The sequence below is a fragment of the Pseudomonas sp. PDM20 genome (assembly GCF_014852575.3).
Lineage (GTDB): Bacteria > Pseudomonadota > Gammaproteobacteria > Pseudomonadales > Pseudomonadaceae > Pseudomonas.
In genome coordinates this window covers 1,142,438-1,169,045 of the sequence record NZ_CM181224.1, presented here as the reverse complement: position 1 = coordinate 1,169,045, position 26,608 = coordinate 1,142,438, and the positions used below count along the sequence as shown (strand labels likewise).

General features: G+C 65.3%; 29 protein-coding genes. 11 read left to right on the top strand and 18 right to left on the bottom strand.

Features of this window, described 5'->3' with window-relative positions; translation table 11 throughout:
* Positions 1-86: 86 nt before the first annotated feature.
* The 5 genes from IB261_RS05615 to IB261_RS05595 are packed head-to-tail and all read right to left on the bottom strand — an operon-like array spanning position 87 to position 3,130.
* On the bottom strand, positions 87-395 hold the full coding sequence (locus IB261_RS05615) for an STAS domain-containing protein (RefSeq protein ID WP_081517460.1): 309 nt from the start codon (positions 393-395) through the stop codon (positions 87-89).
* Entirely contained in the window at positions 392-1,039 is a 648-nt protein-coding gene (locus tag IB261_RS05610; protein ID WP_081517459.1) for a Tgt2/MlaC family protein, read from the bottom strand. The genes IB261_RS05615 and IB261_RS05610 overlap by 4 nt, the downstream gene beginning before the upstream one ends.
* An 11-nt stretch (positions 1,040-1,050) precedes the next feature.
* Positions 1,051-1,524, bottom strand: a complete 474-nt coding sequence (gene mlaD, locus IB261_RS05605) for an outer membrane lipid asymmetry maintenance protein MlaD (RefSeq protein WP_045209590.1) — start codon at positions 1,522-1,524, stop codon at positions 1,051-1,053.
* Positions 1,524-2,321, bottom strand: a complete 798-nt coding sequence (mlaE, locus tag IB261_RS05600; RefSeq protein WP_151189475.1) for a lipid asymmetry maintenance ABC transporter permease subunit MlaE — start codon at positions 2,319-2,321, stop codon at positions 1,524-1,526. The genes mlaD and mlaE overlap by 1 nt, the downstream gene beginning before the upstream one ends.
* Positions 2,321-3,130, bottom strand: a complete 810-nt coding sequence (locus tag IB261_RS05595; protein WP_024766540.1) for an ATP-binding cassette domain-containing protein — start codon at positions 3,128-3,130, stop codon at positions 2,321-2,323. The genes mlaE and IB261_RS05595 overlap by 1 nt, the downstream gene beginning before the upstream one ends.
* A gap of 238 nt (positions 3,131-3,368) precedes the next feature.
* On the opposite strand from IB261_RS05595, the gene IB261_RS05590 reads away from it, so the two are divergent.
* The 10 genes from IB261_RS05590 to IB261_RS05545 all read left to right on the top strand — a co-directional run bounded on the left by IB261_RS05590 (position 3,369) and on the right by IB261_RS05545 (position 10,499).
* Positions 3,369-4,343, top strand: a complete 975-nt coding sequence (locus IB261_RS05590; protein ID WP_081517458.1) for a KpsF/GutQ family sugar-phosphate isomerase — start codon at positions 3,369-3,371, stop codon at positions 4,341-4,343.
* A complete protein-coding gene (locus IB261_RS05585) occupies positions 4,344-4,868 on the top strand; it encodes a KdsC family phosphatase (RefSeq protein WP_192381629.1) in 525 nt (174 codons plus the stop codon). It abuts the gene before it with no gap.
* Between the two features lie 8 nt (positions 4,869-4,876).
* On the top strand, positions 4,877-5,449 hold the full coding sequence (gene lptC / locus IB261_RS05580; protein ID WP_151189473.1) for an LPS export ABC transporter periplasmic protein LptC: 573 nt from the start codon (positions 4,877-4,879) through the stop codon (positions 5,447-5,449).
* A complete protein-coding gene (lptA, locus tag IB261_RS05575) occupies positions 5,436-5,972 on the top strand; it encodes a lipopolysaccharide transport periplasmic protein LptA (protein WP_017518148.1) in 537 nt (178 codons plus the stop codon). Before lptC ends, lptA begins: the two co-directional genes overlap by 14 nt.
* Positions 5,972-6,697, top strand: a complete 726-nt coding sequence (lptB, locus tag IB261_RS05570) for an LPS export ABC transporter ATP-binding protein (protein WP_081517456.1) — start codon at positions 5,972-5,974, stop codon at positions 6,695-6,697. The genes lptA and lptB overlap by 1 nt, the downstream gene beginning before the upstream one ends.
* Before the next feature lie 268 nt (positions 6,698-6,965).
* On the top strand, positions 6,966-8,468 hold the full coding sequence (locus tag IB261_RS05565) for an RNA polymerase factor sigma-54 (RefSeq protein WP_081517455.1): 1,503 nt from the start codon (positions 6,966-6,968) through the stop codon (positions 8,466-8,468).
* Between the two features lie 78 nt (positions 8,469-8,546).
* On the top strand, positions 8,547-8,855 hold the full coding sequence (gene hpf / locus IB261_RS05560) for a ribosome hibernation-promoting factor, HPF/YfiA family (protein WP_017518151.1): 309 nt from the start codon (positions 8,547-8,549) through the stop codon (positions 8,853-8,855).
* Between the two features lie 9 nt (positions 8,856-8,864).
* Positions 8,865-9,332, top strand: a complete 468-nt coding sequence (gene ptsN / locus IB261_RS05555) for a PTS IIA-like nitrogen regulatory protein PtsN (protein ID WP_037009823.1) — start codon at positions 8,865-8,867, stop codon at positions 9,330-9,332.
* Between the two features lie 2 nt (positions 9,333-9,334).
* The gene (gene rapZ / locus IB261_RS05550) at positions 9,335-10,192 is read left to right on the top strand and encodes an RNase adapter RapZ (protein WP_081517454.1); all 858 of its coding nucleotides are present in this window, start codon (positions 9,335-9,337) and stop codon (positions 10,190-10,192) included.
* 34 nt (positions 10,193-10,226) lie between these two features.
* Positions 10,227-10,499: an HPr family phosphocarrier protein gene (locus IB261_RS05545; RefSeq protein ID WP_192224717.1), complete on the top strand. Its 273-nt coding sequence runs from the start codon at positions 10,227-10,229 to the stop codon at positions 10,497-10,499.
* A 12-nt stretch (positions 10,500-10,511) separates the two neighbouring features.
* Here the strand turns inward: IB261_RS05545 and IB261_RS05540 are convergent, their stop codons facing one another.
* The 6 genes from IB261_RS05540 to pmbA all read right to left on the bottom strand — a co-directional run bounded on the left by IB261_RS05540 (position 10,512) and on the right by pmbA (position 15,835).
* On the bottom strand, positions 10,512-11,405 hold the full coding sequence (locus tag IB261_RS05540; RefSeq protein WP_412548385.1) for a ZIP family metal transporter: 894 nt from the start codon (positions 11,403-11,405) through the stop codon (positions 10,512-10,514).
* Between the two features lie 22 nt (positions 11,406-11,427).
* On the bottom strand, positions 11,428-12,054 hold the full coding sequence (locus IB261_RS05535) for a superoxide dismutase (RefSeq protein ID WP_081517452.1): 627 nt from the start codon (positions 12,052-12,054) through the stop codon (positions 11,428-11,430).
* A 51-nt stretch (positions 12,055-12,105) separates the two neighbouring features.
* A complete protein-coding gene (locus tag IB261_RS05530; protein WP_081517451.1) occupies positions 12,106-12,555 on the bottom strand; it encodes a DUF2753 family protein in 450 nt (149 codons plus the stop codon).
* A gap of 29 nt (positions 12,556-12,584) precedes the next feature.
* The gene (fumC, locus tag IB261_RS05525; RefSeq protein ID WP_192381627.1) at positions 12,585-13,961 is read right to left on the bottom strand and encodes a class II fumarate hydratase FumC; all 1,377 of its coding nucleotides are present in this window, start codon (positions 13,959-13,961) and stop codon (positions 12,585-12,587) included.
* Complete coding sequence (locus tag IB261_RS05520; RefSeq protein ID WP_081517449.1) at positions 13,954-14,337, bottom strand: FagA protein; 384 nt, start codon at positions 14,335-14,337, stop codon at positions 13,954-13,956. Before IB261_RS05520 ends, fumC begins: the two co-directional genes overlap by 8 nt.
* A 148-nt stretch (positions 14,338-14,485) precedes the next feature.
* On the bottom strand, positions 14,486-15,835 hold the full coding sequence (gene pmbA / locus IB261_RS05515) for a metalloprotease PmbA (RefSeq protein ID WP_192381626.1): 1,350 nt from the start codon (positions 15,833-15,835) through the stop codon (positions 14,486-14,488).
* 116 nt (positions 15,836-15,951) lie between these two features.
* On the opposite strand from pmbA, the gene yjgA reads away from it, so the two are divergent.
* Positions 15,952-16,476, top strand: a complete 525-nt coding sequence (yjgA, locus tag IB261_RS05510; protein WP_024766553.1) for a ribosome biogenesis factor YjgA — start codon at positions 15,952-15,954, stop codon at positions 16,474-16,476.
* Between the two features lie 40 nt (positions 16,477-16,516).
* Here the strand turns inward: yjgA and tldD are convergent, their stop codons facing one another.
* The 7 genes from tldD to mreC all read right to left on the bottom strand — a co-directional run bounded on the left by tldD (position 16,517) and on the right by mreC (position 26,515).
* Positions 16,517-17,959: a metalloprotease TldD gene (gene tldD / locus IB261_RS05505; protein WP_081517447.1), complete on the bottom strand. Its 1,443-nt coding sequence runs from the start codon at positions 17,957-17,959 to the stop codon at positions 16,517-16,519.
* 2 nt (positions 17,960-17,961) lie between these two features.
* Positions 17,962-18,810, bottom strand: coding sequence for a carbon-nitrogen hydrolase family protein (locus tag IB261_RS05500; protein ID WP_081517446.1), 849 nt, complete (start codon positions 18,808-18,810; stop codon positions 17,962-17,964).
* A gap of 67 nt (positions 18,811-18,877) precedes the next feature.
* Positions 18,878-22,696 (bottom strand): YhdP family protein, encoded by a 3,819-nt coding sequence (locus tag IB261_RS05495; RefSeq protein WP_192381625.1) that lies wholly within the window; start codon positions 22,694-22,696, stop codon positions 18,878-18,880.
* Between the two features lie 158 nt (positions 22,697-22,854).
* Positions 22,855-24,312, bottom strand: a complete 1,458-nt coding sequence (rng, locus tag IB261_RS05490) for a ribonuclease G (protein WP_045209573.1) — start codon at positions 24,310-24,312, stop codon at positions 22,855-22,857.
* A gap of 47 nt (positions 24,313-24,359) precedes the next feature.
* Positions 24,360-24,944, bottom strand: coding sequence for a Maf family protein (locus tag IB261_RS05485; RefSeq protein WP_192381624.1), 585 nt, complete (start codon positions 24,942-24,944; stop codon positions 24,360-24,362).
* A gap of 60 nt (positions 24,945-25,004) precedes the next feature.
* Complete coding sequence (mreD, locus tag IB261_RS05480; protein WP_081517443.1) at positions 25,005-25,493, bottom strand: rod shape-determining protein MreD; 489 nt, start codon at positions 25,491-25,493, stop codon at positions 25,005-25,007.
* A complete protein-coding gene (gene mreC, locus IB261_RS05475; protein WP_494515523.1) occupies positions 25,493-26,515 on the bottom strand; it encodes a rod shape-determining protein MreC in 1,023 nt (340 codons plus the stop codon). Before mreC ends, mreD begins: the two co-directional genes overlap by 1 nt.
* Between the last annotated feature and the right edge of the window lie 93 nt (positions 26,516-26,608).

The window sequence follows — 26,608 nt, the reverse complement described above, 5'->3', positions numbered from 1 at the left end:
GCGCGCGGGTCGGCCATGATACAAAAAAGCCCCCCGCCTGCGAACCCCGGCAGGGGAAGTCGCGGACGGAGGGCCCTTTCAGTGTTTCAATGCTGTAACGGCAGAATCTCCAGGAGCTCGCCAACCTTGGCGATTTCCTGCATGTCCTTGGGCAGGCCGGAAATCTGCAGCGTCTTGCCGGCCTTGCGCGCATCACGGGTGTAGGACAGCAGCAGCGACAATCCGACGCTGCTGGAGTGCTCCACCGCCGAACAGTCCAGGCGCAGCGCGCCGGCCTTGCTCGAAGCGATCAGCCGAGCGCCCTGCTGACGCAGCGCGGGGCCGGTGCTGTAGTCCAGCACGCCGGCGAGGGCCAACTCGCCCTCGCTACGCTCCGTGATACTGCCCTGACTCATTCTGCGCCGCCTTCCGGCTGGCCCTTGGCAGCGTCCTTGGCCTTGGCGACCACCTGGCCCCAGCCGGCGATGGTGGCTTCCAGGTCGTTGCGGTTCTTCTGCATGGAATCGGCGAACTGGTCACGGAACAGCTTGCCGATGTTGATGCCGTTGATGATCACGTTACGCAGACGCCAGTCGCTGCCCTGCTTGACCATGGTGTACTGCACCGGATAGACGGCGCCACTGCCACCGACCACTTCCATGTTCACCGAAGCGCGATCCTGCTCCTGCTTGCCAGTGTTCAGCACGCGGATGTCCTGGTTGTCGTACTCCAGCAGCGCGTTGCCGTAGAACTGGAACAGGCTGTTCTTGAAGGTTTCCTCGAAGCGCTTGACCTGCTCCGGAGTCGCCTGGCGGGAGTACTTGACGGTCATCACGCCCTTGGCGATGCCCTCGGAATCCACGACCGGGCCGAGAATGCGGTTCAGGGTGTCGTAGAACGCCTGGGGATTGGCCTTGTAGCTGGCCTTGTTGGTCTTCAGGTCCGACAGCAGGCTGTCGACGGTCTGCTGCACGACCTGCTGGGCGGTCTGCTCGGCCTGGGCGAACAGCGGCAGGATCGCGAGCAGAACCAGGAAGCCACGGCGCAAGGTTTTCAACATGGAGTGAGTCCTCATTTCTTCGAGTCGTCTTTGTTGACCGAATTCAGCAGGAACTTGCCGATCAGGTCTTCCAGCACGAGTGCCGACTGGGTGTCCTTGATGGTATCGCCTTCCTTCAGCAGCTCTTCATCACCACCGACGCTGATGCCGATGTACTTCTCGCCCAGCAGGCCGGCGGTCAGGATGGAAGCGGTGGAGTCGTCCGGCAGGTTGTTGACCTGGCGATTGATCTCCATGGTCACACGACCACGATAGCTGTCATGGTCCAGGTCTACCGCAGTGACCTTGCCGATGGTGACGCCAGCCATGGTGACCTTGCCACGCACGGTGACGCCGGCAATGTTGTCGAAGTAGGCATACAGCTTGTAGGTATCGCCCGAATTGCCGATGGTCAGTCCGCTGACACGCAGGGCCAGCAGCAGCAGGGCCAGCAGGCCGGCCAGAATGAACAGGCCTACACCGATTTCCAGGGTGCGGGTTTGCATCAGAAGTCTCCAAACATCAAGGCGGTCAGGATGAAGTCCAGCCCCAGCACGGCCAGGGAGGCATACACAACGGTACGGGTGGTGGCGCGGCTGATCCCCTCGGAGGTGGGCTCGCAGTCATAGCCCTGGAACACGGCGATCCAGGTCACGACGAAGGCGAACACCACACTCTTGATCACGCCATTGAGAATGTCCTTGGTGAACTGCACGCTGTTCTGCATGTTCGACCAGTACGAACCGTCATACACACCCAGCCAGTCCACGGCGACCAGGGCTCCGCCCCAGATGCCGACGACACTGAAGATAGCTGCCAGCAGCGGCATCGAGATGAAGCCTGCCCACAGGCGCGGAGCGATGATGTACTTGAGCGGGTCGACGCCGATCATCTCCAGGCTGGACAGCTGCTCGGTGGATTTCATGTTGCCGATCTCGGCGGTCAGCGCGGACCCCGCACGCCCGGCGAACAACAGACCGGTCACCACCGGCCCCAGTTCACGCAGCAGCGTCAGCGCGACCATCTGGCCGACCGCCTGCTCGGAGCCGTAGCTCGCCAGGATGTTGTAGCCCTGCAGGGCCAGCACCATGCCGATGAACAGGCCGGAGACGACAATGATCGCCAGCGACAGCACGCCAACCGAATACAGCTGCTTGATCAGCAGCTGGAAGGCGCCGCTGTGCACGCGGCGACCGAAGATGGTGTGCACCAGGAACAGGGTCGAACGCCCCAGCGATTCGAGGACATCGAGGCCCGCGCGCCCGAGCAGGCGAACTCGCTCGAGCGGTGAAGTCTTGCGCATCAACGTTCTCCCAGCAGGTCGGCGCGGTAATCGCGAGCAGGATAGTGGAACGGCACCGGACCATCCGGGATGCCCTTCATGAACTGACGAACCCGCGGATCATCGAGACCCTGCAGGTCAGCCGGCGTTCCGTGACCGAGCACGCGGCCGTCGCCGACGATATAGATGTAGTCGGCGATGCTCGCGGTTTCCGCGAGGTCGTGGGACACCACGATGCTGGTGATCCCCAGGGCATCGTTGAGCAGGCGGATCAGGCGCACCAGTACGCCCATGGCGATCGGGTCCTGGCCCACGAAAGGCTCGTCGTACATCAGGATCTGCGGGTCCAGCGCGATGGCGCGGGCCAGCGCCACGCGACGCTTCATGCCGCCGGACAGCTCATCGGGCATCAGCTCGACCGCTCCGCGCAGGCCAACGGCCTGCAACTTCATCAGCACGATGTCGCGGATCATGTCCTCGGGCAGTTCGGTGTGCACGCGCAGCGGGAAGGCCACGTTCTCGAAGACATCGAGGTCAGTGAACAGCGCGCCGCTCTGGAACAGCACGCCAAACTGCTTGCGCATGTCGAACAGATCGCTGCGCCCCAGCGTGGGGAGGTTCTGGCCATTGACCCACACTTCACCGCTCGCCGGACGCAGCTGGGCGGCGATCAGTCGCAACAGGGTGGTCTTGCCACAACCCGACGGCCCCATGATCCCGGTGACCTTGCCGCGTGGAATGCGGATGTCCACGTTATCGAAAATCTTACGCGTGCCACGCTTGAAGCTCAGGCCCTTCAGCTCGACCGCGTATTGGTCATTGGTGCTCATAGAACTCCTTTCATCACGGCGCTGTCCGTTGCCCCGTCTGTCACACGGCAGAAACACGGCGCGGCAGGCCGAACGGCCGCGAACTATAACACCCCGCGAAGCCACGCCCCAAGGGCTGCTAAGCCACTGTTAAGGCTCAGTTCAGCAAAATGCGCTCAACATTGAGATGCCAGTGATGAAGCCTTTGCCGCTTTCCCGTTATAATCTCGCACTTCATTTTGCCCCGCGCCTTTCGAACATGAGCCAGAAACACGATTTCATCCAGTCGGCACAACGCACTATCCGCCTCGAGCGAGACTCGGTGGACGCTCTGCTGCCGCGCATCGGCGCCGATTTTTCCCTGGCCTGCGAGCTGCTGCTGGCCTGCAAGGGCCGCGTGGTCGTGGTCGGCATGGGCAAGTCCGGGCACATCGCCCGCAAGATCGCCGCCACCCTGGCCAGCACCGGCACCCCGTCCTTCTTTGTGCACCCAGCCGAGGCCAGCCACGGCGACATGGGCATGATCACCAAGGACGACGTCGTCCTGGCCCTGTCCAACTCCGGCTCCACCGCCGAAATCATCACCCTGCTGCCGCTGATCAAGCGCCTGGGCATCACCCTGGTCAGCATGACCGGCAACGCCGAGTCGCCGTTGGCCAAGGCCGCCGAGGTCAACCTCGACGCCAGCGTGGAGCATGAAGCCTGCTCGCTGAACCTGGCGCCAACCTCCTCCACCACGGTTTCCCTGGTGATCGGTGACGCGCTTGCCATCGCCCTGCTGGAAGCCCGCGGCTTCACCGCCGAAGACTTCGCTTTCTCGCACCCGGGCGGCGCACTGGGCCGTCGACTGTTGCTGAAAGTGGAAAACATCATGCACGTGGGTGAAGCATTGCCGCAGGTTTCCCCCGGCACGTCGCTCAGCGGCGCGCTGCTGGAAATGACCCGCAAGGGCCTTGGCATGACCATCGTGCTCGGCGAGGACGGCCGCCTGGCCGGGATCTTCACCGACGGCGACCTGCGCCGCACCCTGGACAAGGGTCTGGACGTGCGCCAGGTGACCATCGACCAGGTGATGACCGTGCACGGCAAGACCGCCCGCCCGGACATGCTTGCCGCCGAAGCCCTGAAGATCATGGACGACCACAAGATCAACGTACTGGTGGTGGTCGACGACAAGGATCACCCGGTCGGCGTCCTGCACGTCCACGACCTGACCCGCGCGGGAGTCATCTGAATGACCGCCGACCTGCTGCAACGCGCGAAAGCGGTCCGCCTGGCGGTGTTCGACGTCGATGGCGTGCTCACCGACGGCAAGCTCTACTTCCTGCCCGACGGCGGCGAGTTCAAGACCTTCAATACCCTGGACGGCCAGGGCATCAAGATGCTGATGAACTCCGGCGTGCGCACCGCGATCATCACTGGCCGCTCGAGCCCGGTGGTCGAGCGCCGGGCGAAGAACCTGGGCATCAACCACCTGTTCCAGGGCCGCGAGGACAAGCTGGTCGCCCTCGACGAGTTGCTCGCCGAACTGGGTCTAGGCTTTGAAGAAGTCGCCTACCTGGGCGACGATCTGCCCGATCTGCCAGCCATTCGCCGTGCAGGACTCGGCATGGCAGTCGCCAACGGCGACGCTTTCGTCCGTCAGCACGCCGATGGTGTAACCCAGGCCCGTGGCGGCGAAGGTGCCGCCCGCGAGTTCTGCGAACTGATCCTGCGCGCCCAGGGCAACCTCGAAGCTGCCCAGAACGCGTATCTCTAGAGCCGAACATGCCCAAGACATTCCAACAAAAGCTGTTGTTCGCCCTGATCGCCATCGGGCTGATCGCCCTCGGCTATTACTGGAACGTGCGCCTGGACTTCAACGAGCGCCAGCTCAAGTCGCAGACCAGTGACGCAATCGACTTCTACGTGGTGAATGCCAAGAGCACTCAGTACCGCGTCGACGGCTCCCTCGCCTACGAGATGACCGCCGACAAACTCGAACACCTGAAAGCAAGCGACGTGACCCTGGTTACCACGCCCGACCTCTACTTCCACCGGGAGAATGAGCCTCAGCCGTGGCACGTCCAGAGCGTTCACGCCGAAGTGGCCCCCGAAGGCAAGCAGGTCGAGCTGATCGACGATGTGCGCGTCGCGCGCACTGACGCGCAGCAGCGCACGCTCCTGCTCAACACCTCGCGCATGACGGTGTTCCCAGACAAGGACTATGCGCAGACTGACCAGCCCGTGAAGATCACCGAACCCAACGGTGTAACCACGGCAGTTGGCATGAAAGCGTATCTGAAAGACAGCCGGATGCTCCTGCTGTCCAACGTAAGAGGTCAGCATGAGGCTCGTTAACACCCTCCCCCTTCTTTTCAGCCTCGCCGCCGCCATCGGCAGCTCTGCCGCCTGGGCTCTTCCCACCGACCGGGAACAGCCGATCCGCGTCCAGGCCGACAGCGCCGAACTGGATGACAAGCAGGGCGTGGCCGTGTATCGCGGCGACGTGGTGGTAACCCAGGGCAGCATGAAGCTGACTGGCAACACCGTTACGCTCAAGCAGAACAAGGACGGCGAGATCGAAGTCGTCACCTCGGTCGGCAAGCCCGCCTACTTCGAACAGAAGCCGGCGCCGGACAAGCAGATCACCCAGGCCTACGGCCTGACCATCCAGTACTTCGTCTCGCAGAACCGCGTCGTTCTGATCGACCAGGCCAAGGTGATCCAGGAAGGCAACACCTTCGAAGGCGAGAAGATCGTCTATGACACCCAGCGCCAGATCGTCAACGCAGGCCGCGCCACCGGCTCCCAGGTGACCACGCCGCGCCCGCGTATCGACATGGTCATCCAGCCCAAGAAAAAGCAGGATCAAGCGCAGTAATGGCTACGCTAACCGCCCAGCACCTCGCCAAGAGCTACAAGAGCCGGCAAGTCGTCCGCGACGTCAGCATGAGCATCGAGAGCGGGCAGATCGTCGGCCTGCTCGGCCCCAACGGAGCGGGCAAGACCACCTGCTTCTACATGATCGTCGGCCTGGTCCGTGCCGATCAGGGCGTCGTGCGCATCGACGAGCAGGATGTCACCCACCTGCCCATGCACGGCCGCGCCCGCGCCGGTATCGGCTACCTGCCGCAGGAAGCTTCGATCTTCCGCAAGCTGTCGGTGGCGGACAACATCGGCGCGATCCTCGAGACCCGCACCGACCTCGATCGCGCCGGCCGCCAGGAAGCCCTGGAAGGCCTGCTCGAGGAGTTCCACATCCACCACATCCGCGACAACCTCGGCATGAGCCTGTCCGGCGGTGAACGTCGCCGCGTGGAAATCGCCCGCGCCCTGGCCAGTTCGCCGAAGTTCATCCTGCTCGACGAACCCTTCGCCGGCGTCGACCCGATCTCCGTGGGCGACATCAAGCAGATCATCCACCACCTCAAGGCCAAGGGCATCGGTGTACTGATCACCGACCACAACGTCCGCGAGACCCTGGATATCTGCGAAACGGCGTACATCGTCAACGACGGTCAGTTGATCGCCGAAGGCAGTGCCGAGAGTATCCTCGCCAACGACCTGGTGAAGGAAGTCTACCTGGGCCACGAGTTCCGCCTCTAAGGCCAGTCTCCAAGGCCCTGTGCCGCGCCCTTTCCAGGGCGCAGCAGCTCCACCTCTCCCCCTAGCGTGGCGCGGCTCGCCGACCGTTCCGCGACGTACCCGGCTGCCTGGGCTGCCCCGGCGCAACCGGGTTGTAACGAAAGGTCGACAGCCCCTAGGCAAAGCGTCCAAACTCAGGCATATAATTTGCTTCCTCGCGGCACCCCGGTGTCCGTAGTCGTGGATATGGCGCGCTTCGCGCCAGCGAACAAGGTGCCTAGTTCCAGCCATGAAACCATCGCTAGTCCTCAAGATGGGCCAGCAGCTGACGATGACTCCGCAGCTGCAACAGGCCATCCGACTGCTCCAGCTCTCCACGCTGGACCTCCAACAGGAAATCCAGGAAGCCCTGGAGTCCAACCCGATGCTGGAGCGCCAGGAAGAAGGCGAGGACTTCGACAACAGCGATCCCATGGCGGACGGTGCCGAGTCGGGCGCCAACGGCACCAGCAGCAGCTCCCAGGACAACTTCCAGGAAAGCACCACGCCCAACGCCGACAGCCTCGACGAGGACCAGTGGGCCGAGCGCATCCCCAATGAGCTGCCGGTCGACACCGCCTGGGAAGACATCTACCAGACCAGCGCCAGCAGCCTGCCCAGCAACGATGACGACGAGTGGGACTTCACGTCCCGCACCTCCGCCGGCGAAAGCCTGCAGAGCCATCTGCTGTGGCAACTCAACCTCCTGCCGATGTCCGATACCGACCGCCTGATCGCCCTGAGCATCATCGACGGCATCACCGATGACGGTTACCTCGACGAATCCCTCGACGACATCCTCGCCTCCATCGACCCGGAACTGGGCGTGGAGATGGATGAAGTGGAAGTCGTCCTGCGCCGCGTGCAGCAGCTCGAACCCGCCGGTGTCGGTGCGCGCAACCTGCGCGAGTGCCTGCTGCTGCAGCTGCGCCAGATGCCGACCAAGACCTACCTGCTGGCCGAGGCCATCCGTCTGGTCAGCGATCACCTGGACCTCCTTGGCAGCCGCGACTACAGCCAGCTGATGCGCCGCATGAAGCTCAAGGAAGACGAGCTGCGCGAGACCATCGAGCTGATCCAGTCGCTGCACCCGCGTCCCGGCTCGCAGATCGAATCCGGCGAGGCCGAATACGTCGTTCCGGATGTCATCGTGCGGAAGAACAACGACCGCTGGCTGGTGGAGCTGAACCAGGAAGCGGTGCCGCGCCTGCGCGTGAACTCGCAGTACGCGGGCCTCGTGCGCCGCGCCGACTCCAGCGCCGACAACACTTTCATGCGCAACCAGTTGCAGGAAGCGCGCTGGTTCATCAAGAGCCTGCAGAGCCGCAACGAGACGCTGATGAAGGTGGCGACCCAGATCGTCGAGCACCAGCGCGGCTTCCTCGAGTATGGCGAGGAAGCGATGAAGCCACTGGTTCTGCACGACATCGCCGAGGCGGTGGGCATGCACGAGTCGACCATCTCCCGCGTCACCACGCAGAAATTCATGCACACGCCGCGTGGCATCTTCGAGCTGAAGTACTTCTTCTCCAGCCACGTCAGCACCTCCGAAGGCGGCGAGTGCTCGTCCACCGCGATTCGCGCCATCATCAAGAAACTGGTCGCGGCGGAAAGTCCGAAAAAGCCATTGAGTGACAGCAAGATCGCTGGTTTACTGGAGGCACAGGGCATTCAAGTGGCACGTCGTACCGTCGCCAAGTACCGGGAGTCCCTAGGAATCTCTCCCTCGAGCGAGCGCAAGCGGCTGGTGTGACGTTGATCCACGCCAAGGTGTTCCGGCGGCAGGCCCCATAACCTGCCACTTACACACGGGCAACAAGGAGAAAGCGGTATGCAAGTCAACATCAGTGGACATCAACTGGATGTGACCGACGCCCTGCGCGACTATGTCGGCGAGAAACTTGGCCGACTGGAGCGCCACTTCGACAAGATCACCAATGTTCAGGTCATCATGGAGGTCGAGAAGCTGAAGCAGAAAATTGAAGCCACCCTCCACATCGCCGGTGGCGAAGTGGTGGCCTGCGCGGAACATGAAGACATGTACGCGGCCATCGACCTGCTCACCGACAAGCTCGACCGCCAACTGATCAAGCACAAGGAAAAATACCTCGAACGCCAGCAAGGTGTTGGTGTCCGTTAACCCCTCCCTATGATCCGACTTGAGCAAATCCTGACCCCCGGCCGTTCCCTCGTGAACGTGCCGGGCGGCAGCAAGAAACGTGTCCTCGAACAAATCGCCAACCTGGTGGCTCGCGAGCTGCCGGGTTTCGATTCCCAAGACATCTTCGACAGCCTGGTGGCCCGGGAACGCCTGGGCTCCACCGGCTTCGGCAATGGCATCGCCATTCCGCACTGCCGCCTCCCCGGCTGCCAGTCGCCCATCAGCGCCATCCTGCACCTGGATCACCCGGTAGACTTCGACGCCCTCGACGGCGCGCCGGTCGACCTGGTGTTCGTGCTGCTGGTGCCGGAAGCGGCCACCGAGGAGCACCTGGAACTGCTGCGGCAGATCGCCTCCATGCTCGACCGCTCCGACGTCCGCGACCGCCTGCGTCACGCCGCCAACGGCGAGGACCTGTACCGGATCGTCGTGGACTTCCAGAACAACGGGCACTGATCATGCGCCTGATCATCATCAGTGGGAGATCCGGCTCGGGCAAGAGCACCGCGCTCAACGTGCTCGAGGACAACGGCTTCTACTGCATCGACAACCTGCCGGCCAGCCTCCTCCCTGACCTGGCCCAGCGCGCACTGCTGCACACCGAGCTGCTGCACCCGCAGGTCGCCGTCTCCATCGACGCGCGCAACCTGCCCAGCCAGCTGCAGCGTTTCCCCGAGCTGCTGCAGGAAGCCCGCGACAGACACATCCAGTGCGACGTGCTGTACCTCGATGCCGATGATGAGACGCTGCTCAAACGCTTTTCCGAGACTCGCCGGCGCCACCCGCTGACCACCGACACCCGCTCCCTGGCCGAGGCCATCAGCGACGAGTCGAACCTGCTGGCGCCGATCGCCGACCTCGCCGATCTCAAGCTCAACACCACCAACCTGAACCTCTACCAGCTGCGCGACGTGCTCAAGCTGCGCCTGCTGAACAAGCCCGAACTGGGCACCGCCTTCCTGGTCGAATCATTCGGCTTCAAGCGCGGCATGCCAGTGGACGCGGACCTGGTGTTCGACGTGCGCTGCCTGCCCAATCCGTACTGGAAGCCCGAGCTGCGCGAGCACACCGGGCTGGAAACGGAAGTCCAGGAGTACCTGGCGGCGCAACCGGACGTCGAGGAGATGTACCAGGATATCCTCGCCTACCTGAACAAATGGCTGCCGCGCTTCGCCGCGAGCAACCGGGCCTACGTGACCATCGCCATCGGCTGCACCGGTGGCCAGCACCGCTCGACCTACATTGCCGAGCGCATTGGTCAGGCCCTCAAGGAAACCCTCACCAACGTACAGATTCGCCACCGCGACCTGAGCTAAGCAGCGACAGACAACAAAAGGACAGCCCCTCGCGATGCCCGCCCTCGAAGTCACCATCATCAACAAGCTTGGCCTGCACGCCCGCGCGGCGGCCAAATTCGTCGGCGTCGCAGGGCGGTACCCCTGCCAGGTTCGCGTGGGCCGCAACCCGGAGAGTACGGTGGACGGCAAGAGCATCATGGCCGTGATGATGCTGGCCGCCGGCAAGGGTACCAATCTGCACCTCGCCGCCGAAGGTGAGCAGGAAGACGAAGCGATCAAGGCGCTGGTTGACCTGATCAACAACTACTTCGACGAAGGCGAGTGACGCGCAGGGCCATCAGCCCAGCGAAGTGTCCAGTACCATCATCAGACAGAAACCGATGATCAGCCCCTGCGTGGCCTGCGCCGCATGGCCGCGCCGCTGGGATTCGGGAATGATCTCGCGCACGACCACGTAAAGCATCGCGCCCGCCGCCGCGGCCAGCCCCCAGGGCAGGAACATCCGCGAGATACCGATCAGCCAGGCACAGAGCACCGCGAACAGCGGCTCCACCAGCCCGGAAGCCGCACCCGCCAGCGCCGCTTTGCCCCGCGAAACGCCCGCCCCGGCCAGCACCAGCGCGATAGCCAGCCCTTCGGGCACATCCTGCAGCGCGATCCCCAGCGCCAGACCGCTTGCGCCCTGCACCTCTCCCCCGGCGGCAACCCCTACGGCCATGCCTTCGGGAATGTTGTGCAGAACGATGGCGGCGACGAACAGCAGGATGCGCGCGGGCACCTTGCCTTCAGCCGCGCCCTGGATATTCGCCTGGGCGTCTTCGAGCACCCGACCGAACACCGCCAGACCGAAGGCGCCCAGCGCCAGGCCAAGACTGACCAGCAGCGAGGCCAGCCAGGTCGGACGACCGGAAGCTTCCGCCGCCTCCAGCGCCGGCAGCAGCAGGGAGAAGGCCGTGGCGGCCAGCATGACCCCGGCGCCGAAGCCAAGCATGGTGTCGGCGATACGCGCCGGCATACTGCGCACCAGCAACACCGGCAGAGCGCCCAGGGCCGTCCCGAGCGCGCAGAGCATGCCGCCATGCAGGGCCAGGTAGATCGGTGGGGAAAGCTGCAGCCGCGCCAGCTCCATCAGGTGCTGGACCACGAGTACACCGCCGCCGAGGACGATGCTCAGTCCCAGCAACCAACGCAAATTGCGTCCTCCGCTTTCACGCAGACTCTGCACGATCAGACGCATGCTGCCGCCTTCGGTTTCATCCTTTGCCTCGTGCCTGCTGCGCCACACGGTAACGGCGCAGCACCTCCGGCCAGGCGACCACGTTGTAGAAGGCCGCAATGTATTCCGGTCGGCGGTTCTGGTAGCGCAGGTAATAGGCGTGCTCCCAGACATCCAGGCCGAGGATCGGCAGGTTGCCCTGCATCAGCGGGCTGTCCTGGTTTCCACTGCTCTCGACGACCAGCCGCCCCTGCGGATCGACGCTCAGCCACGCCCAGCCGCTGCCGAAGCGCGTCAGCGCCGCCTTGGTAAAGGCCTGGCAGAAGGCGTCGTAGCCGCCCAGTTCAGCGTCTATCGCCTGGCGCAGCTCTTCCTGCGGCTGGCCACCGCCATCCGGCGCCATCACGGTCCAGAACAGTGAATGGTTGGCATGGCCGCCGCCGTTGTTGATCACTGGCCCGCGCAGGGCGGCGGGGAGACTGTCGAGCTGCTGCAGCAGTTGCTCGACCGGCACTTCGGCGAACGCGGTGCCTTCCAGCGCGGCGTTGAGGTTGTTGATGTAGGTCTGGTGGTGCTTGCTGTGGTGGATTTCCATGGTCTGCGCATCGATGTGCGGCTCCAGCGCAGCGTAGGCATAGGGCAAGGCAGGCAGGACGTGGGGCATCTTCAAACCTTCTTTCAGTGGGAGCGCATCGGCTCAGCGGTAGCGCATCGACTAGTGGTAACGCATCGAATGCACGGCAGTGAACAGCCCCGGGCGCAGCTCCACCGCACCCTGGCGGCGCAGCAGGCGCTGGGTGCGCGGGTAGGTGCCGTGTTCGCCGATGAAGTTGAGCAGCTCGACGTAGGTGCGGCGGCTGTGCTGCACCGCCGCCGCACGCAGATCCGAGCATTTGCGCAGGTCCTCACCCAGCGCCAGCAGGCGCTCGTGGCAGGCGCAGAGATACTCGGCGGTCTCTTCCGGCTGGCCCAGCTGCAAGTGCAGGTCGCCGAGGTTGTGGTGCGAGATGACGAAGGCCATCACCGCCTCCTCGGCGTCATGCCAGCGATCCAGCAGCACCTGTGCCAGCGCCAGAGCGTGGAGGTAGTGCTCACGGGCATCGATCAATTCCTGACGAATGAAGCAGCGGTTGCCCAGTTCGATGGTGCGTTGCCAATGACGCATGGCAGGTTCCTCCAGCGGGTGGGGCGGACTCAGAGTCCGCCGGCGGTGAGTTTCTCGGGATCGAGCAGTTGCTCGAGGCGGGCCCGGTCCAGGTCAGTGTTCTCCAGCGCAACGTCGATGATCGGCCGGCCCTCGCGATAAGCCTGCTTGGCGATCTCCGCGGCCTTCTGGTAGCCGATGATCGGGTTCAGCGCGGTGACCAGGATCGGGTTGCGCGATAGCGCCTCGCGCAGGCTCGCCTCATTGACTTTGAAGCTGGCGATGGCCTTGTCCGCCAGCAGGCGGCTGACGTTGGCCAGCAGATGGATGCTGTGCAGCAGGTTGTCAGCGATCACCGGCAGCATCACGTTCAGCTCGAAGTTGCCGGACTGCCCGGCGACGGCGATGGTGGTGTCGTTGCCCATCACCTGGGCGGCGACCATGGCGGTGGCTTCCGGAATCACCGGGTTGACCTTGCCCGGCATGATCGAGGAGCCCGGCTGCAGCGCCTCCAGTTCAATCTCGGCAAGGCCGGCGAGCGGGCCGGAGTTCATCCAGCGCAAGTCGTTGGCGATTTTCATCAGCGCCACGGCCAGGGCCTTGAGTTGGCCGGAAGTGGCTACGGCGATGTCCTGGGCGCCGATCAGCGCGAAGAAGTCGTCGCCGGGGCGGAACACCAGGCCGGTCAGGCCATTGAGCTCCTCGCAGAAGCGCGCGGAGAACTGCGGATGGGCGTTCACCCCGGTACCGACCGCCGTGCCGCCCTGGGCGAGCTGCTGCAGCGCCGGCAATTGCGCCTCGATACCCTGAGATGCCTGGCGCACCTGCTGGGCCCAGCCGCCGAGCACCTGGCTCAGGCGCACCGGCATGGCGTCCATCAGGTGGGTCCGGCCGGTCTTGACGTGCTGGTGAACGGCCTTTGCCTTCTTCTCCAGGGTGGCGTGCAGGTGGTCCAGCGCGGGCAGCAGGTGCTGGTGGACCTCCAGCGCCGCACTGATGTGGATGGTCGAGGGAATGATGTCGTTACTGCTCTGCCCGCAGTTGACCTGGTCGTTGGCATTGACCGGCTTGCCGAGGCGGCGGCTGGCGAGGGTCGCGACCACCTCGTTGGCGTTCATGTTCGAACTGGTGCCCGAGCCGGTCTGGAACACGTCCACCGGGAAATGCTGCTGCAGATCACCGGCCAGCAGCTCTTCGCAGGCGGCGACGATGGCTGCACCGGTCTCCGCGTCCAGCTGTTCCAGGCTGACATTCGCGCGTGCCGCGGCCGCCTTGGCCAGCAGCAGCGCGCGGATGAACGGACGCGGCATGCGCTGGCCGCTCACCGGGAAGTTGTTCACCGCCCGCTGCGTCTGGGCGCCGTACAGCGCCGAAGCCGACACCTCCAGTTCGCCCATGCTGTCGCGTTCGATACGGCTGTCAGTCATTCTCGATTCCTTCTTGCAGTCTCAGGGAAGGCGCCATCTCCTGCTGCGCCATGCGCCGGGCCAGCAGGCACAGGCGTTGGCGCTGGGCGGTCGAAGTCGCCAGGCGTTGCAGTTCACGCAGCGGGAGATAGGCGTGATCCAGGCAGAGCACGCGCCAGTGCCAGGGCAGCGCGATGTCGCGGCTGCTGTCGAGCAGCAGCCCGAAGCACTTCTCGAACAGGCGCCAGGCCGGCACCGGCTCCCAGGCCGCCAGGTAGCGCGCTTCGCCGAGATACTGCTCGACCAGGCGCGGCTCGTTCGGCTCCAGCGCACAGCGGATACGCGTGCCCAGGCGGTACCAGCGCTCGGTGATTGAACTGTCGATTTCGGCGAACATGGCAATCTCTCAATCGATAATGAGATTGATTATTGTTTCCGAAAGACAAAAAAACAAGCCACCCGAACGCATTGCGCTGGGCGGCCAGCCTGGAGAAGGGAATCGAAGAAGGGCTGAAAGCCGCGGCCAGCGGGCCGCGGCGGCTGGATCAGTTGCCGGCGACCATCATCTTTTCGATGAGCACGGAGCCGGTATGCAGGTTGCCGCGGTACTCCACGTCATTGCCGATGGCGACGATGTTGCGGAACAGGTCGCGCAGGTTGGCGGCGATGGTGACTTCCTGCACCGGGAACTGAATTTCGCCATTCTCGACCCAGTAACCGCCAGCGCCACGGGAGTAGTCGCCGGTCACCAGGTTGACGCCCTGCCCCATCAGCTCGGTGACCAGCAGGCCCCGGCCCATGCGGCGGATCAGGGCAGCCTGGTCCTCGTCGCCATGGCTGACGAACAGGTTGTGCACGCCACCGGAGTTGGCAGTGCTGGGCATGCCCAGCTTGCGCCCGGAGTAGGTGCCGAGCACGTACGACACCAGATCGCCGCCCTCGACGAAGGGCTTGGCGTAGGTCGCCAGGCCATCGTTGTCGAACGAGGCGCTGCCCAGCGCACCGCGCAGCAGCGGGCGTTCGTCCAGGGTCAGCCATTCCGGGAACAGCCGCTGGCCCAATGCGCCTTCGAGGAACGACGACTTGCGGTACAGGCTGCCGCCGGAGATGGCGCCGAGGAAGTGGCCAAACAGGCCGACCGCGACTTCCGGGGCGAACAGCACCGGCACTTCGGCGGTCGGCACCGGGCGCGCGCCGAGACGGCTGGCGGCGCGCTCGGCGGCGCGGCGGCCGATGGATTCGGGAGTGGCCAGCAGGTCGCCGCGACGGTTCACGTCGTACCAGTAGTCGCGCTGCATCTGCCCTTCCAGCTCGGCGATCATCACGCAACTCAGGCTGTGGCGGGTGCTGGCGTAGCCGCCAACGAAGCCGTAGCTGTTGCCGTAGACGCGACAACCCTGGTGGGTGTTCAGCGTGGTGCCGTCGGCCTTGGTAACGCGCTTGTCGGTGGCGAACGCAGCGGCCTCGCAGGCCAGCGCGCGCTCGATGGCCTGGTCGGGGGTGATCGACCAGCCGTGGTACAGGTCCAGGTCCGGCAGGTCACGGGCCATCAGCGCCGGATCGGCCAGGCCGGCACAATCGTCTTCGGAAGCGTGCTTGGCGATGGCCAGCGCCGCCGCCACGGTCTCGCGAATAGCATCCGCGCCGGTGGCCGAGGTGCTCGCGGAGCCCTTGCGCTGACCGACATAGAGGGTGATGCCGAAGCCCTGGTCGCGGTTGAACTCGACAGTCTCGACTTCACCCTGGCGCACCGAGGTCGACAGCCCCTGCTCCACCGACACCGCCACCTCGCAGGCGCTGGCGCCCTGCCGGGTGGCCTCGGCGATGATCCGCTCGACCTGCTCACGCAGTTCGGGAAGGACCTCCGGGCTCACTGCCGGGTTATGTTCGCTCATTGCATGCCTCTCCTGTTCATGGTCCGGCCCCGCCATCAGGCGGCGGCGACCGGCGCGGGCCGGACAAGTGGCCCCTGACTCGTTATCATGGCGGCGTTTTCAACGAGACCCCCGCCATGGCTGAAATTCACGATGACGACTCGTCCTTCGATGAGAAGAGCAAGTCGCAAGTAAAACGCGAAATGCACGCGCTGCAGGAACTCGGCGAGCGCCTGACCACGCTCAAGGCCGACATGCTCGACCGCATGCCGCTCACCGATCCGCTGCGCCGCGCACTGGAAGAAGCTCCCAAGCACAAGGCCAACGCCGCCAAGAAACGCCACCGGCAGTTCATCGGCAAGCTGATGCGCGACCAGGACGTCGAGGCCATCCTCGCCCTGCTGGAGCAGGTAGATACCTCGACCCGCCAGTACAACGAACGCTTCCACGCCCTGGAGCGCTGGCGCGACCACCTGATCACCGGCGGCGACGCCGCGCTGTCGGCCTTCTTCGGCGAATACCCGGAAAGCGACCGCCAGCATCTGCTCCAGCTGATCCGCCACGCCCAGCACGAGGCCGCTCACAACAAGCCTCCGGCCGCAGCGCGGAAGATCTTCAAGTACATCCGCGAGCTGGACGAGCTGAAACGCGGCCTGCGCTGAGCGGCCGCGCCCTTCCCTTCCAGCCCCACCGGCAACGGCCTCAGCCGCCCGTGCCGCCGACGGTGATCGCGTCGATCTTCAGGGTCGGCTGACCGACACCGACCGGCACGGACTGGCCGTCCTTGCCGCAGGTACCCACGCCGCTGTCCAGCGCCAGGTCGTTGCCGACCATGGACACCCGGCTCATCACTTCCGGACCGTTGCCTATCAGGGTCGCGCCCTTCACCGGACGGGTGATCTTGCCGTTCTCGATCAGGTAGGCCTCACTGGTGGCGAAGACGAACTTGCCGCTGGTGATATCTACCTGGCCGCCGCCGAGGTTCGCGCAGTAGATGCCGCGCTCGACGCTGGCGATGATTTCCTGCGGATCGCTCTGCCCGGCCAGCATGTAGGTGTTGGTCATGCGCGGCATCGGCAGGTGCGCGTAGGACTCGCGACGGCCGTTGCCGGTGCGCGCCACGCCCATCAGGCGGGCGTTGAGCTTGTCCTGCATGTAGCCCTTGAGGATGCCGTTCTCGATCAGCACGTTGCAGTTCGTCGGCGTGCCCTCGTCGTCCACCGACAGCGAACCACGACGGCCAGCGATGGTGCCGTCGTCGACGATGGTGCACAGGCTGGAAGCGACCTTCTCGCCGATGCGCCCGCTGTAGTTGGAGCTGCCCTTGCGGTTGAAGTCGCCTTCCAGGCCGTGACCCACGGCTTCGTGCAGGAGCACGCCGGACCAGCCGGCCCCCATCACCACCGGCAGGCTGCCGGCCGGCGCGGGCACCGCTTCAAGGTTGACCAGGGCCTGGCGCAGCGCCTCGCGGGCGTAGCTCATGGCGCGGTCTTCCTGGAGGAAGTACTTGTAATCGGTACGCCCGCCGCCGCCATGGCCGCCACGCTCGCGACGGCCGTTCTGCTCGACGATGACGCTGACGTTGAAGCGCACCAGCGGGCGGATGTCCGCGGCCAGCGAGCCGTCCGCCGCGGCGATCAGCACCTGGTCCCAGACGCCGGCGAGGCTGACAGTGACCTGCTGGATACGCGGATCGAGGGCGCGGGTGGCGGCATCGATCTTCTGCAGCAGCTCCACCTTCTCGGCGCGGCTCATGACGTCCAGCGGGTTCTCGCCGGCATACAGGCGGGTCGGCACCACGGCCTGGAACGCCTGCACCTTGCCGTTCTGCCCGGCGCGGGAGATCGAACGGGCGGCGCGGGCGGCCTGGATCAGCGCTTCATGGTTGATCGCGTTGCTGTAGGCGAAGCCGGTCTTCTCGCCGGACTGCGCGCGCACACCGACGCCCTGGTCCATGTGGAAGCTGCCTTCCTTGACGATGCCGTCTTCGAGCATCCAGGACTCGGAAACCTGGCTCTGGAAGTACAGGTCGGCGGCGTCGATACCGGGGCCGCTCAGCTCGTGCAGGATCGGCGACAGCTGGTCGATATCCAGACCACCGGGGGCCAGCAGGTGCTGACTGACGGATGACAACAGTTCGCTCATATTCACTCCGTACGCGCCGGTCGTGGTTCGACCGGCGGGAAAAATCTTCTGTGCCGGGCAATCGGCATGCGCTGCCGGACCGCCGCCTGTTCCTCGCTGTCGCGCTCGGCCAGCAGCACGGCCTCGCCCTTGGCCTGTTCGGCGAGGATACGCCCCCAGGGGTCGACGATGGCCGACTGGCCCCAGGTTTCCCGTCCTTTGGGGTGGGTACCGCCCTGCCCGGCCGCCAGCAGGTAGCACTGGGTTTCGATGGCGCGGGCGCGGACGAGGATTTCCCAGTGCGCCGCCCCGGTGACTGCAGTGAAGGCGGCGGGAGCGCTGATCAGCTCTGCGCCGGCTTCGCGTAATGCGGTGTAGAGCTCGGGGAAGCGCAGGTCGTAGCAGACCGTCAGTCCCAGGCGCCCGACCGGCGTATCCGCCACCACCACGCGTTGACCGAAGGCGTAGTCGTCAGACTCGCGATAGCGGCCACGGGCGTCGGCGACGTCCACGTCGAACAGGTGCAACTTGTCGTAGCGCGCCGCCACTTCACCGCGCTCGTCCACCAGCAGCGAACAGGCGTTGGCCTTGGCGTCCGGCTGGCCTTCGGGCGGCAGCGGCAGGGTGCCGGCGACTATCCACAACCTGAGGTCGCGGGCGGTGCTTTTCAACCAGGGCAGGATTGGGCCTTCGCCCAGGGCTTCGGCCCGACCGATCTCCGCGAGATCGCGGCGGCCCATGGCAGCGAAGTTTTCCGGCAACACGGCGAGGCGCGCGCCACCCTCGGCGGCCTGCTCGAGCAGGCGACGGGCGGCGGCGAGATTGGCCGGGACATCGTCCTGGCTGACCATCTGGATGACGGCAATGGACATGCTGAGCTCCGTCGGTGTCTGGGTTTCATGCTAACTGAAGCCCGGGCTTTCTGCTCGATTGAGGGGCTCAATGAGGCTTTTCGAAAGGTTTCTCGAAAGCGATGGTGGGGCTCTGCCACGGGCCCTTGACGCTGTATTGCACGCTGGCGAAGCGCGCGACCTTGTCGCCCAGCAGCTTGTCCACCACGAACAGCGCACCACCAATGGCCGGCGCACCAACGATCAGCGCCGCCAGCGGCAGGTTGTTGGTCACCGGCAGGGTCACCAGCAGCTTGGCGTCGATTTCGTCGTGTGCCAGGTCCAGGGTGCCGTTGAGCTCCAGGTTGCTCGACGGCCCATCCAGCCGCAGCGGCTCGCGAGTGAAGTAGACGCCATCGGTGGCGGTGAGCACGCCCTTCACCCGGTCATAGCTCAAGCCCTTGCCGAGCAGGTCGGAGAAGTCCAGACGCAGGCGGCGGTTGATGGCGTTGAAGTTGAGCAGGCCGAATACGCGCAGGGCATTGGCGCCGCCTTCCACTTCGACGAACTGGCCCTTGCGCAGGCTGGCGTCGAGGGTACCGCCGAAGCGCCGCAGGTTCAGCGCCGCCGGGGAGCCCGGCCAGTTGCCGTTGATGTCCACGCGGAAGCGCTCGCTGGTCACGCTGGGCGCGAAGTCCCAGGCCTTGAGCACATCGCCCATGTTCTTGCCTTCAAGCTGGCCCTGGAAGGTGCTGCGCGCACTTGCCTCCATGCCGTCCCAGCGCAGGTTGCCCTTCACCGACAGGCCGCGCAGGTCCAGGTTGACGTCGTTGAAGCCAACCCCGGTGGGTGTCGGCCGCACGTTGAAGCTCCAGGCACCAACGGGCTTGCCAGCCTTCAGCACCTGGCGAATGCTCACGTCCATCGGCGGCAGGGTCCGCGGGTCGATCTTCGCCAGTGGGTCCGGCTGCTCCACCGCCTTCTCGGAGTCGATGGCCTCGCCCTTGGGCAGGTCGATGCGGTCCAGGGCAATCTGGATCGGCTTCACCTTGCTGTCAGGCAGGGTGACCTTGCCGGAAACCAGTGAGCTGACCAACCCGACCTGCCAGCTGCTGTCGACGCGCGCCAGGTCCAGCGTGAGGTTTTCCAGGGTCTGGCCGAAACCCTTGAAGCGACCGATCTGCAGGTCCGCACCGCGCAACAGGCCAGCCGCGCCTTCAACCCCTGTGTTGGAGTACTTCTTCGCGACGGCCATCCAGGCGTCGGCGTCGACCTCATCGATCCTGCCGCGCACTTGCACGCCGCTCCAGTTGGGCAGCACAGCCGGATCGCCACCCAGGCGCAGCACGCCGCGACCAGCCAGCGGCTGCTCCACGGGCGCGGCGTAGGCCAGGCTGGCGCGGTCGCCATAGGTCGCCCAGTAACGCCGCTCGGCGCCGTCCAGGGTCATGCGCCACTCGCTCTCGCGAGTCTCCTGCGCCGCCTTGCCCAGTGGCGCCGGCAGGTCGATGGTGACGCCCTGCAGGTTCGAGGCGACCTGCAACTGGCTGTCCTTGCCGTCGAGCAGCAGGTTGAGCTGGAAGGGAATGCGCCCATCTACCGGCAACTGCTGCTGCACCTTGCCCCAGTCGAGCAGGGACTTGACCGGCACCTGACCACCCACCAGCACCCGCGTGCGCGGGACGCCGTTGCGGCCTTCGGCGCGAATGCTGCCGGTGACGCGCGCGCCCAGCACCTGGGCCGCGATGTTCTGCCCACTCAGGCCGCTGTCGGTGTCATAGCGGAACTTGCCCTTGACCTGTTCGAGGTTCAGCTCGGGCTTGGCGATCTTCAACTTCGCCTTGTCGGTGTCGAAGTCGACTATCACCCGCGCCTTGCTCGCCTCGCCCTTGGCCAGGGGAATATCGAGGTTGAGGTGGCCGTTCAGGTCGCCGGAGCCTTCCCAGCCGGCGAAGGTATGGGTCGCACCGATCGGCGAGTCCTGGAGGATCTTCAGGCCATCGACGAGGTTGCTGTCGATGTCGCCATTCACGTGCAGGTGGGCGACTTCGCCCGGGTCCGAATGGGGAATCTCCACCGACACATCGCGCACCTGGCTGTTGAGGATCTGCCCGCTGGTGGCGTTGATGCTGACACCGGTGTCCTCGACCCGCACCTCGCCCTCGGCCTTGCTCAGGCCGGGCCAGCCGGGCTGGTAGTCGAGCACGCCGTCGTGGACCTTGAAATACAGGGTCATGGCGTGGGCTTCGGGCGCCGAGCCCTTCTGCAGCGAGCCCTGCCAGAGGAAATAGCCCTGCTCGATACGACCGCTCTTGATCGAGCCCTTGAGCCAGGCGGCAAGGTCCTTGCTCATCTGCGGGATGACGGTCGGCAGGTACTTGCCGGTGTAGCGCGCATCGCCATTGCTCATGCCGACACGCAGGTCCATGTAGTCCTCCAGCGCCGGGTCGCGCATCAGGCGGATCAGCATGTCACCGGCGATGGTGCCCTCCTCGCCTTCCACCTGCATCAGATGGCTGCCGAGAGTGAAGGCCTCGTCGTTGAGCTTGAAGAACATGCGCGTGTGCGCGATGCGGTAGTGCCAGGGCTCGGGGAAGAGGGTTGCCAGGTGAAGCATGAAGTTCTGGGCGTTGGCATCCAGCGTGCCGCCTTCCAGGTTGCCGCGCAGGGTGCCATCGACATTGGCCACGGCGGGCACGTCATGGAAGGCACTGACGCCGACCTTCTCCAGGTTGGTCGCATAGGCAACCCGCTCGGCACCTTCGCGCTGCGGCCAGTAATCGAAGTTGACGTTGTGCAGCACACCCTGTGGCTTGAGACCGTCGAGCCACTCGATGGCCTTGTCCGGCAGCGGCGCCAGGGCGGTGATGGTCGGCCCCAGCGGGGTCAGGTCGAGGCGGTCGGCGCGCAGCTGCCAGTGCTCCTCGTCCTTCGTCCGGCGAGTCAGCTCCAGCTCCACCTCGCCCCAGCGGGTTTCGCCGAGGTTCGCCGCCAGATCGGCGACGCGCAGGTCGAAATCGTCGCCATTGCGCTGGAAGAACAGGCTGACACCCAGGTCACTCAGGCTCACCGGCTTGCGATCGCCCAGCGCCGCGTCGATCTTCGGCGCGTTCAGGCGTGCCACTGCGGACACCGGCACGCCCTTGTCGATGGTCGCCCACAGCTCGCCGCCGGCCTTGGCCTGGGACAGCTTCCAGGCACCGGTGAGGCGCCCGGGCAGCCACTTGGCCCAGTCGGCCTGCGGCAGGCTGAGGTACAGCTGGGCCGAACTCTTCGCCCAGTCATCACGGTTCAGGCGGGTTTCCAGGCGCGCCGCCACCGGCTCGCCGCCGGGCAGGCTGAGACGTGCTTCCAGGCGCTGGCGGCTGCCGCTGCGCAAGGTCATGCCGACGTAGGTCAGCGACAGCGGGTTGGCCTGCTGCGGCAGCACGGTCAGCTGGCTGTCCATCAGCGACAGGCGACGCGGGGTCAAAAGCAGGTCGATGAGCTTGCGCGGATCGGTGTCGCCGCCGCGGCTGGGCAGGCCATCGGCATGCCACTTGCCCTCCTCGTCCTCGCGCAGGGTCAGGTGCAGGCCTTCCAGTTCCAGGCTGTCGATGCGCGGCTGGCGCGCCATCACGCTGCCAAGAATGTCCGGGGTCAGGCGCACACGTTCCAGGCGCAGGGAGTCATTGCCCTCGCCCAGCTGGATATCGCGCACCACGATGATCGGGCTGAAGGCATGCCAGTGCCCCTCCAGCGCGCCAATGGCCACCGGCAGGCCCAGCTGTTCGCTGGCCTTCTGCGCCAGGTCATCGCGGTACTCCGCCACCAGCGGCACCAACTGTCGGCCGAGGCTGACATACAGCGCGAGCAGCACCAGCCCCAGCGCCAGGAGGCCCAGGATGATGCGCAGGGAAGTGGCGAACAGCCGGCCGGCACGCTCCATGTCAGCCGGCTGCCTGTGAAGTGTCGCGAAGGTTCATCGAGCGGCCTCCCAGCCAGGCAATGTCGAACCAGGTCTGACAGTGTGCGTCAGGCAAAGCTCCAAAAAACCCCATTGCACGACGGCCTCCTGCCCGAATCCCAAACGGTGCGATCCGCCGCTCAAAGCAGGACCACGTCGTACTGCTCCTGGGAATACATGGCCTCGACCTGGAACTTGATGGGGCGACCGATGAACAGCTCAAGGTCAGCAACGTTGCCCGACTCCTCGTCGAGCAGGCGATCCACCACCTTCTGATTGGCCAGCACCAGATAGGAATTGGCCTGGTAGGCCCGGGCCTCGCGAAGGATCTCGCGGAATATCTCGTAGCAGATGGTCTCGGCGGTCTTCAGCATGCCGCGCCCCTGGCAGCTCGGGCAGGGCTCGCAGAGCACCTGCACCAGGCTTTCGCGGGTGCGCTTGCGGGTCATCTGCACCAGGCCCAGTTCGGTGATGCCGATGATGTTGGTCTTGGCATGGTCGCGTTCGAGCTGCTTCTCCAGGGTCCGCAGGACCTGGCGGCGATGCTCCTCGTCTTCCATGTCGATGAAGTCGATGATGATGATCCCGCCCAGGTTGCGCAGGCGCAGCTGGCGGGCGATGGCGGTGGCCGCCTCGAGGTTGGTCTTGAAGATGGTCTCTTCGAGGTTGCGATGGCCGACGAAGGCGCCGGTATTCACGTCGATGGTGGTCATCGCCTCGGTCGGGTCGATGATCAGGTAGCCGCCGGACTTGAGCAGCACCTTGCGCTCCAGCGCCTTCTGCACCTCGTCCTCGACCCCGTAGAGGTCGAAGATCGGCCGCTCACCCGGGTAGTGTTCCAGGCGGTCGGCGATTTCCGGCATCAGTTCTTCGACGAACTGCGTGATCTTCTGGAAGTTTTCGCGGGAATCGACACGAATCTTCTCGATGCGCGGGTTCACCAGGTCGCGCAGGGTGCGCAGGGCCAGGGAAAGGTCTTCGTAGATCATCGTCGGCGCGCCGACGGTCTGGATCTGCGCGTCGATCTGGTCCCAGAGGCGGCGCAGGTAGCGGATATCGGCGAGGATCTCGTCCTCGCCGGCCCCTTCGGCGGCAGTACGCAGGATGAATCCGCCGCGCTCGACGATGCCCTCTGCCTCGACGCACTTGGCGACCACCTGCTTGAGGCGCTCGCGCTCGTGTTCATCCTCGATCTTCAGGGAAATGCCGACATGGCTGGTGCGCGGCATGTAGACCAGGTAGCGCGAGGGGATCGACAGATGCGTGGTGAGGCGCGCGCCCTTGGTGCCGATGGGGTCCTTGGTGACCTGCACCACCAGGCTCTGCCCTTCATGGACCAGCGCGCCGATGCTCTCCACCGCGCTGCCTTCGCGGGTGGAAATCTCCGCGGCGTGGATGAAGGCCGCACGTTCCAGGCCGACGTCGACGAAGGCCGCCTGCATGCCCGGCAGCACGCGCACGACCTTGCCCTTGTAGATATTGCCGACGATCCCGCGGCGCAAAGTGCGCTCGACGTGGACCTCCTGCAGGACGCCGTTCTCCACCACCGCCACGCGCGATTCCATCGGCGTGATATTGATCAGGATCTCTTCGCTCATGCGCCCTTCCTTATCGCGCCCGGAGTCGTGCCAGCGCTACTTTCCGATCAAGACTGCCAGCTGGGGATGGAGAAGTCAGCCAGCAATGCCGAGGTTTCGCAAAGAGGCAGGCCGACCACGGCGCTGTAGCTGCCCTCGACGCGGCTGACGAACACCGCCGCAAGCCCCTGGATAGCATAGCCACCGGCTTTATCCTGCGGCTCGCCGGTTTCCCAATAGCGTTCGGCTTCCTCTGTCGATACCTCGCGGAAGGCCACGCGGCTGCTGACCACGCGCGCCTCGCAGCGATCCCGATCAGCTACCGCCACGGCGGTCAGCACCTCGTGCTCGCGGCCGGACAGGGCCTGCAGCATGGCCAGGGCGTCGTCGCGGTCCACCGGCTTGCCAAGGATGCGGCCATCCAGCACCACGGCGGTATCGGCACCGAGCACGCAGACGTCGGCGCGCTGGGCGAGAAAGTTAAGTCCAGCCTGGGCCTTGCCGCGCGCCAGTCGCTCGACATAGGCGTGCGCCGACTCGCCGGACTCGGGAGTTTCATCGATGGACGCGGGCACTATATGGAACGGCAGGCCGATCTGGGTAAGCAGCTCGCGGCGGCGCGGCGAACTGGAGGCGAGGTACAGCTGGGCCATCAGGGACTCCGAAGCGGGCCTGCGCAGCGCGGGCCCGGCGATTCCCCCGCAAGGGGGCGATCAGTTGATGTTCAGGCGCAGCCGCAGGGCCCGCAGCAGTGTGTAGACCCAAGGCCAGAGCAAGGCGCTGACCAGTGCCGGCAGGAGGAACACCAGGGTCGGTGGGCGGTTGCCGGTCAGGGCGCTGATCCACAGCTGGACCAGTTGGGCGAGACCGAAGACCACCAGCAACACCAGGCATTGCTGCCAGATGGGGAACATGCGCAGGCGCTGGTGCAGCGACAGCACCAGGCAGATGATCAGGCTGAGGATCAGGGCGTTCTGCCCCAGCAGGCTGCCGTAGAGCACGTCTTCGGCGACGCCGAACACCCAGGCGGTCAGCATGCCGACCTTGTGCGGCAGGTAGAGCACCCAGTACGTGAGGAACATCGCCAGCCACAGCGGGCGGCCGATCTCCATGAAGCTGGGCATCGGCGCCACCGACAGCAGCAACGCCGCCAGCAGGGTGAGCCAGATGGCCCAGCCGTTGTTCGAGCCCTGCGCCGCCATCAGTGACGGGTCCTTGCATCCGGGTGCGATGCCGGCGCACCAGCCGGCGCAGCAGGGGCTGCGCCATTGGTGCCGGCCGGATGGGCAGGTTGCGCAGCAGGAGCAGTTGGAGCAGCGGGCTGCGCGCCGTCATGCGGCTGGGCTGCCGGAGCACCTGGTGCAGGCTGTACCGGCGTGCCGGACTCGGCGGCCTTGCGATCGGCCTCGGCCTGGGCTTCGGCGGCATCGGTGGCGCGCTGTTCGGGGGTACGGCTGTCGCTGAACACCAGCAGCACGTAGCGGCTGCGGTTCATCTTGGCGGTCGGCACGGCACGGATAGTGGCGAAAGGCCCGCCCGTGTCGTGCAGCACTTCCTTCACCACCGCCACCGGATAGCCGGCCGGGAAACGCTGGCCAAGGCCGGAGCTGACCAGCAGGTCGCCTTCCTTGATATCGGCGGTATCGGCGACGTAGCGCAGTTCCAGGCGCTCCGGGTTGCCGGTGCCCACGGCGATGGCGCGCAGGCCATTGCGGTTCACCTGCACCGGAATGCTGTGGGTGGTATCGGTCAGCAGCAGCACGCGCGCGGTGTAAGGCATGACCTCGACCACCTGGCCCATCAGGCCGCTGGCGTCGAGCACGGGCTGGCCCTGGAACACGCCGTCCTTCTCGCCCTTGTCGATCAGGATGCGCTGGGTGAAGGGGTTCGGGTCGACACCGATCAGCTCGCCCACCAGCACCTTGTCATCGACCAGGGCGGAGGAGTTGAGCAACTCGCGCAGGCGCACGTTCTGTTCGGTGAGGGTGGCCAGCTTCTGCAGGCGGCGCTGCATCAGCAACTGTTCGGCCTTCAGGCGCTCGTTCTCGGCCAGCAGCTCGCTGCGGCTGGTGAACTGGTCGCGCACGCCTTCCCAAGCACGAACGGGGAAATCGGCGATGCCATAGAAAGGACTCAGCACGAGGCCCATCTGGCTGCGTACCGGTTTCAGATAATCGAAGCGGGCATCGACCACCATCAAGGCGACCGACAGGACAGCGAGCACCAGAAGGCGCGCGCCCAGCGAGGGCCCTTTGGAGAATATCGGTTTGATGACCGGCTCCTAGCTGTGCAAGGTCGGTTGAAGTTTCACCAGCGC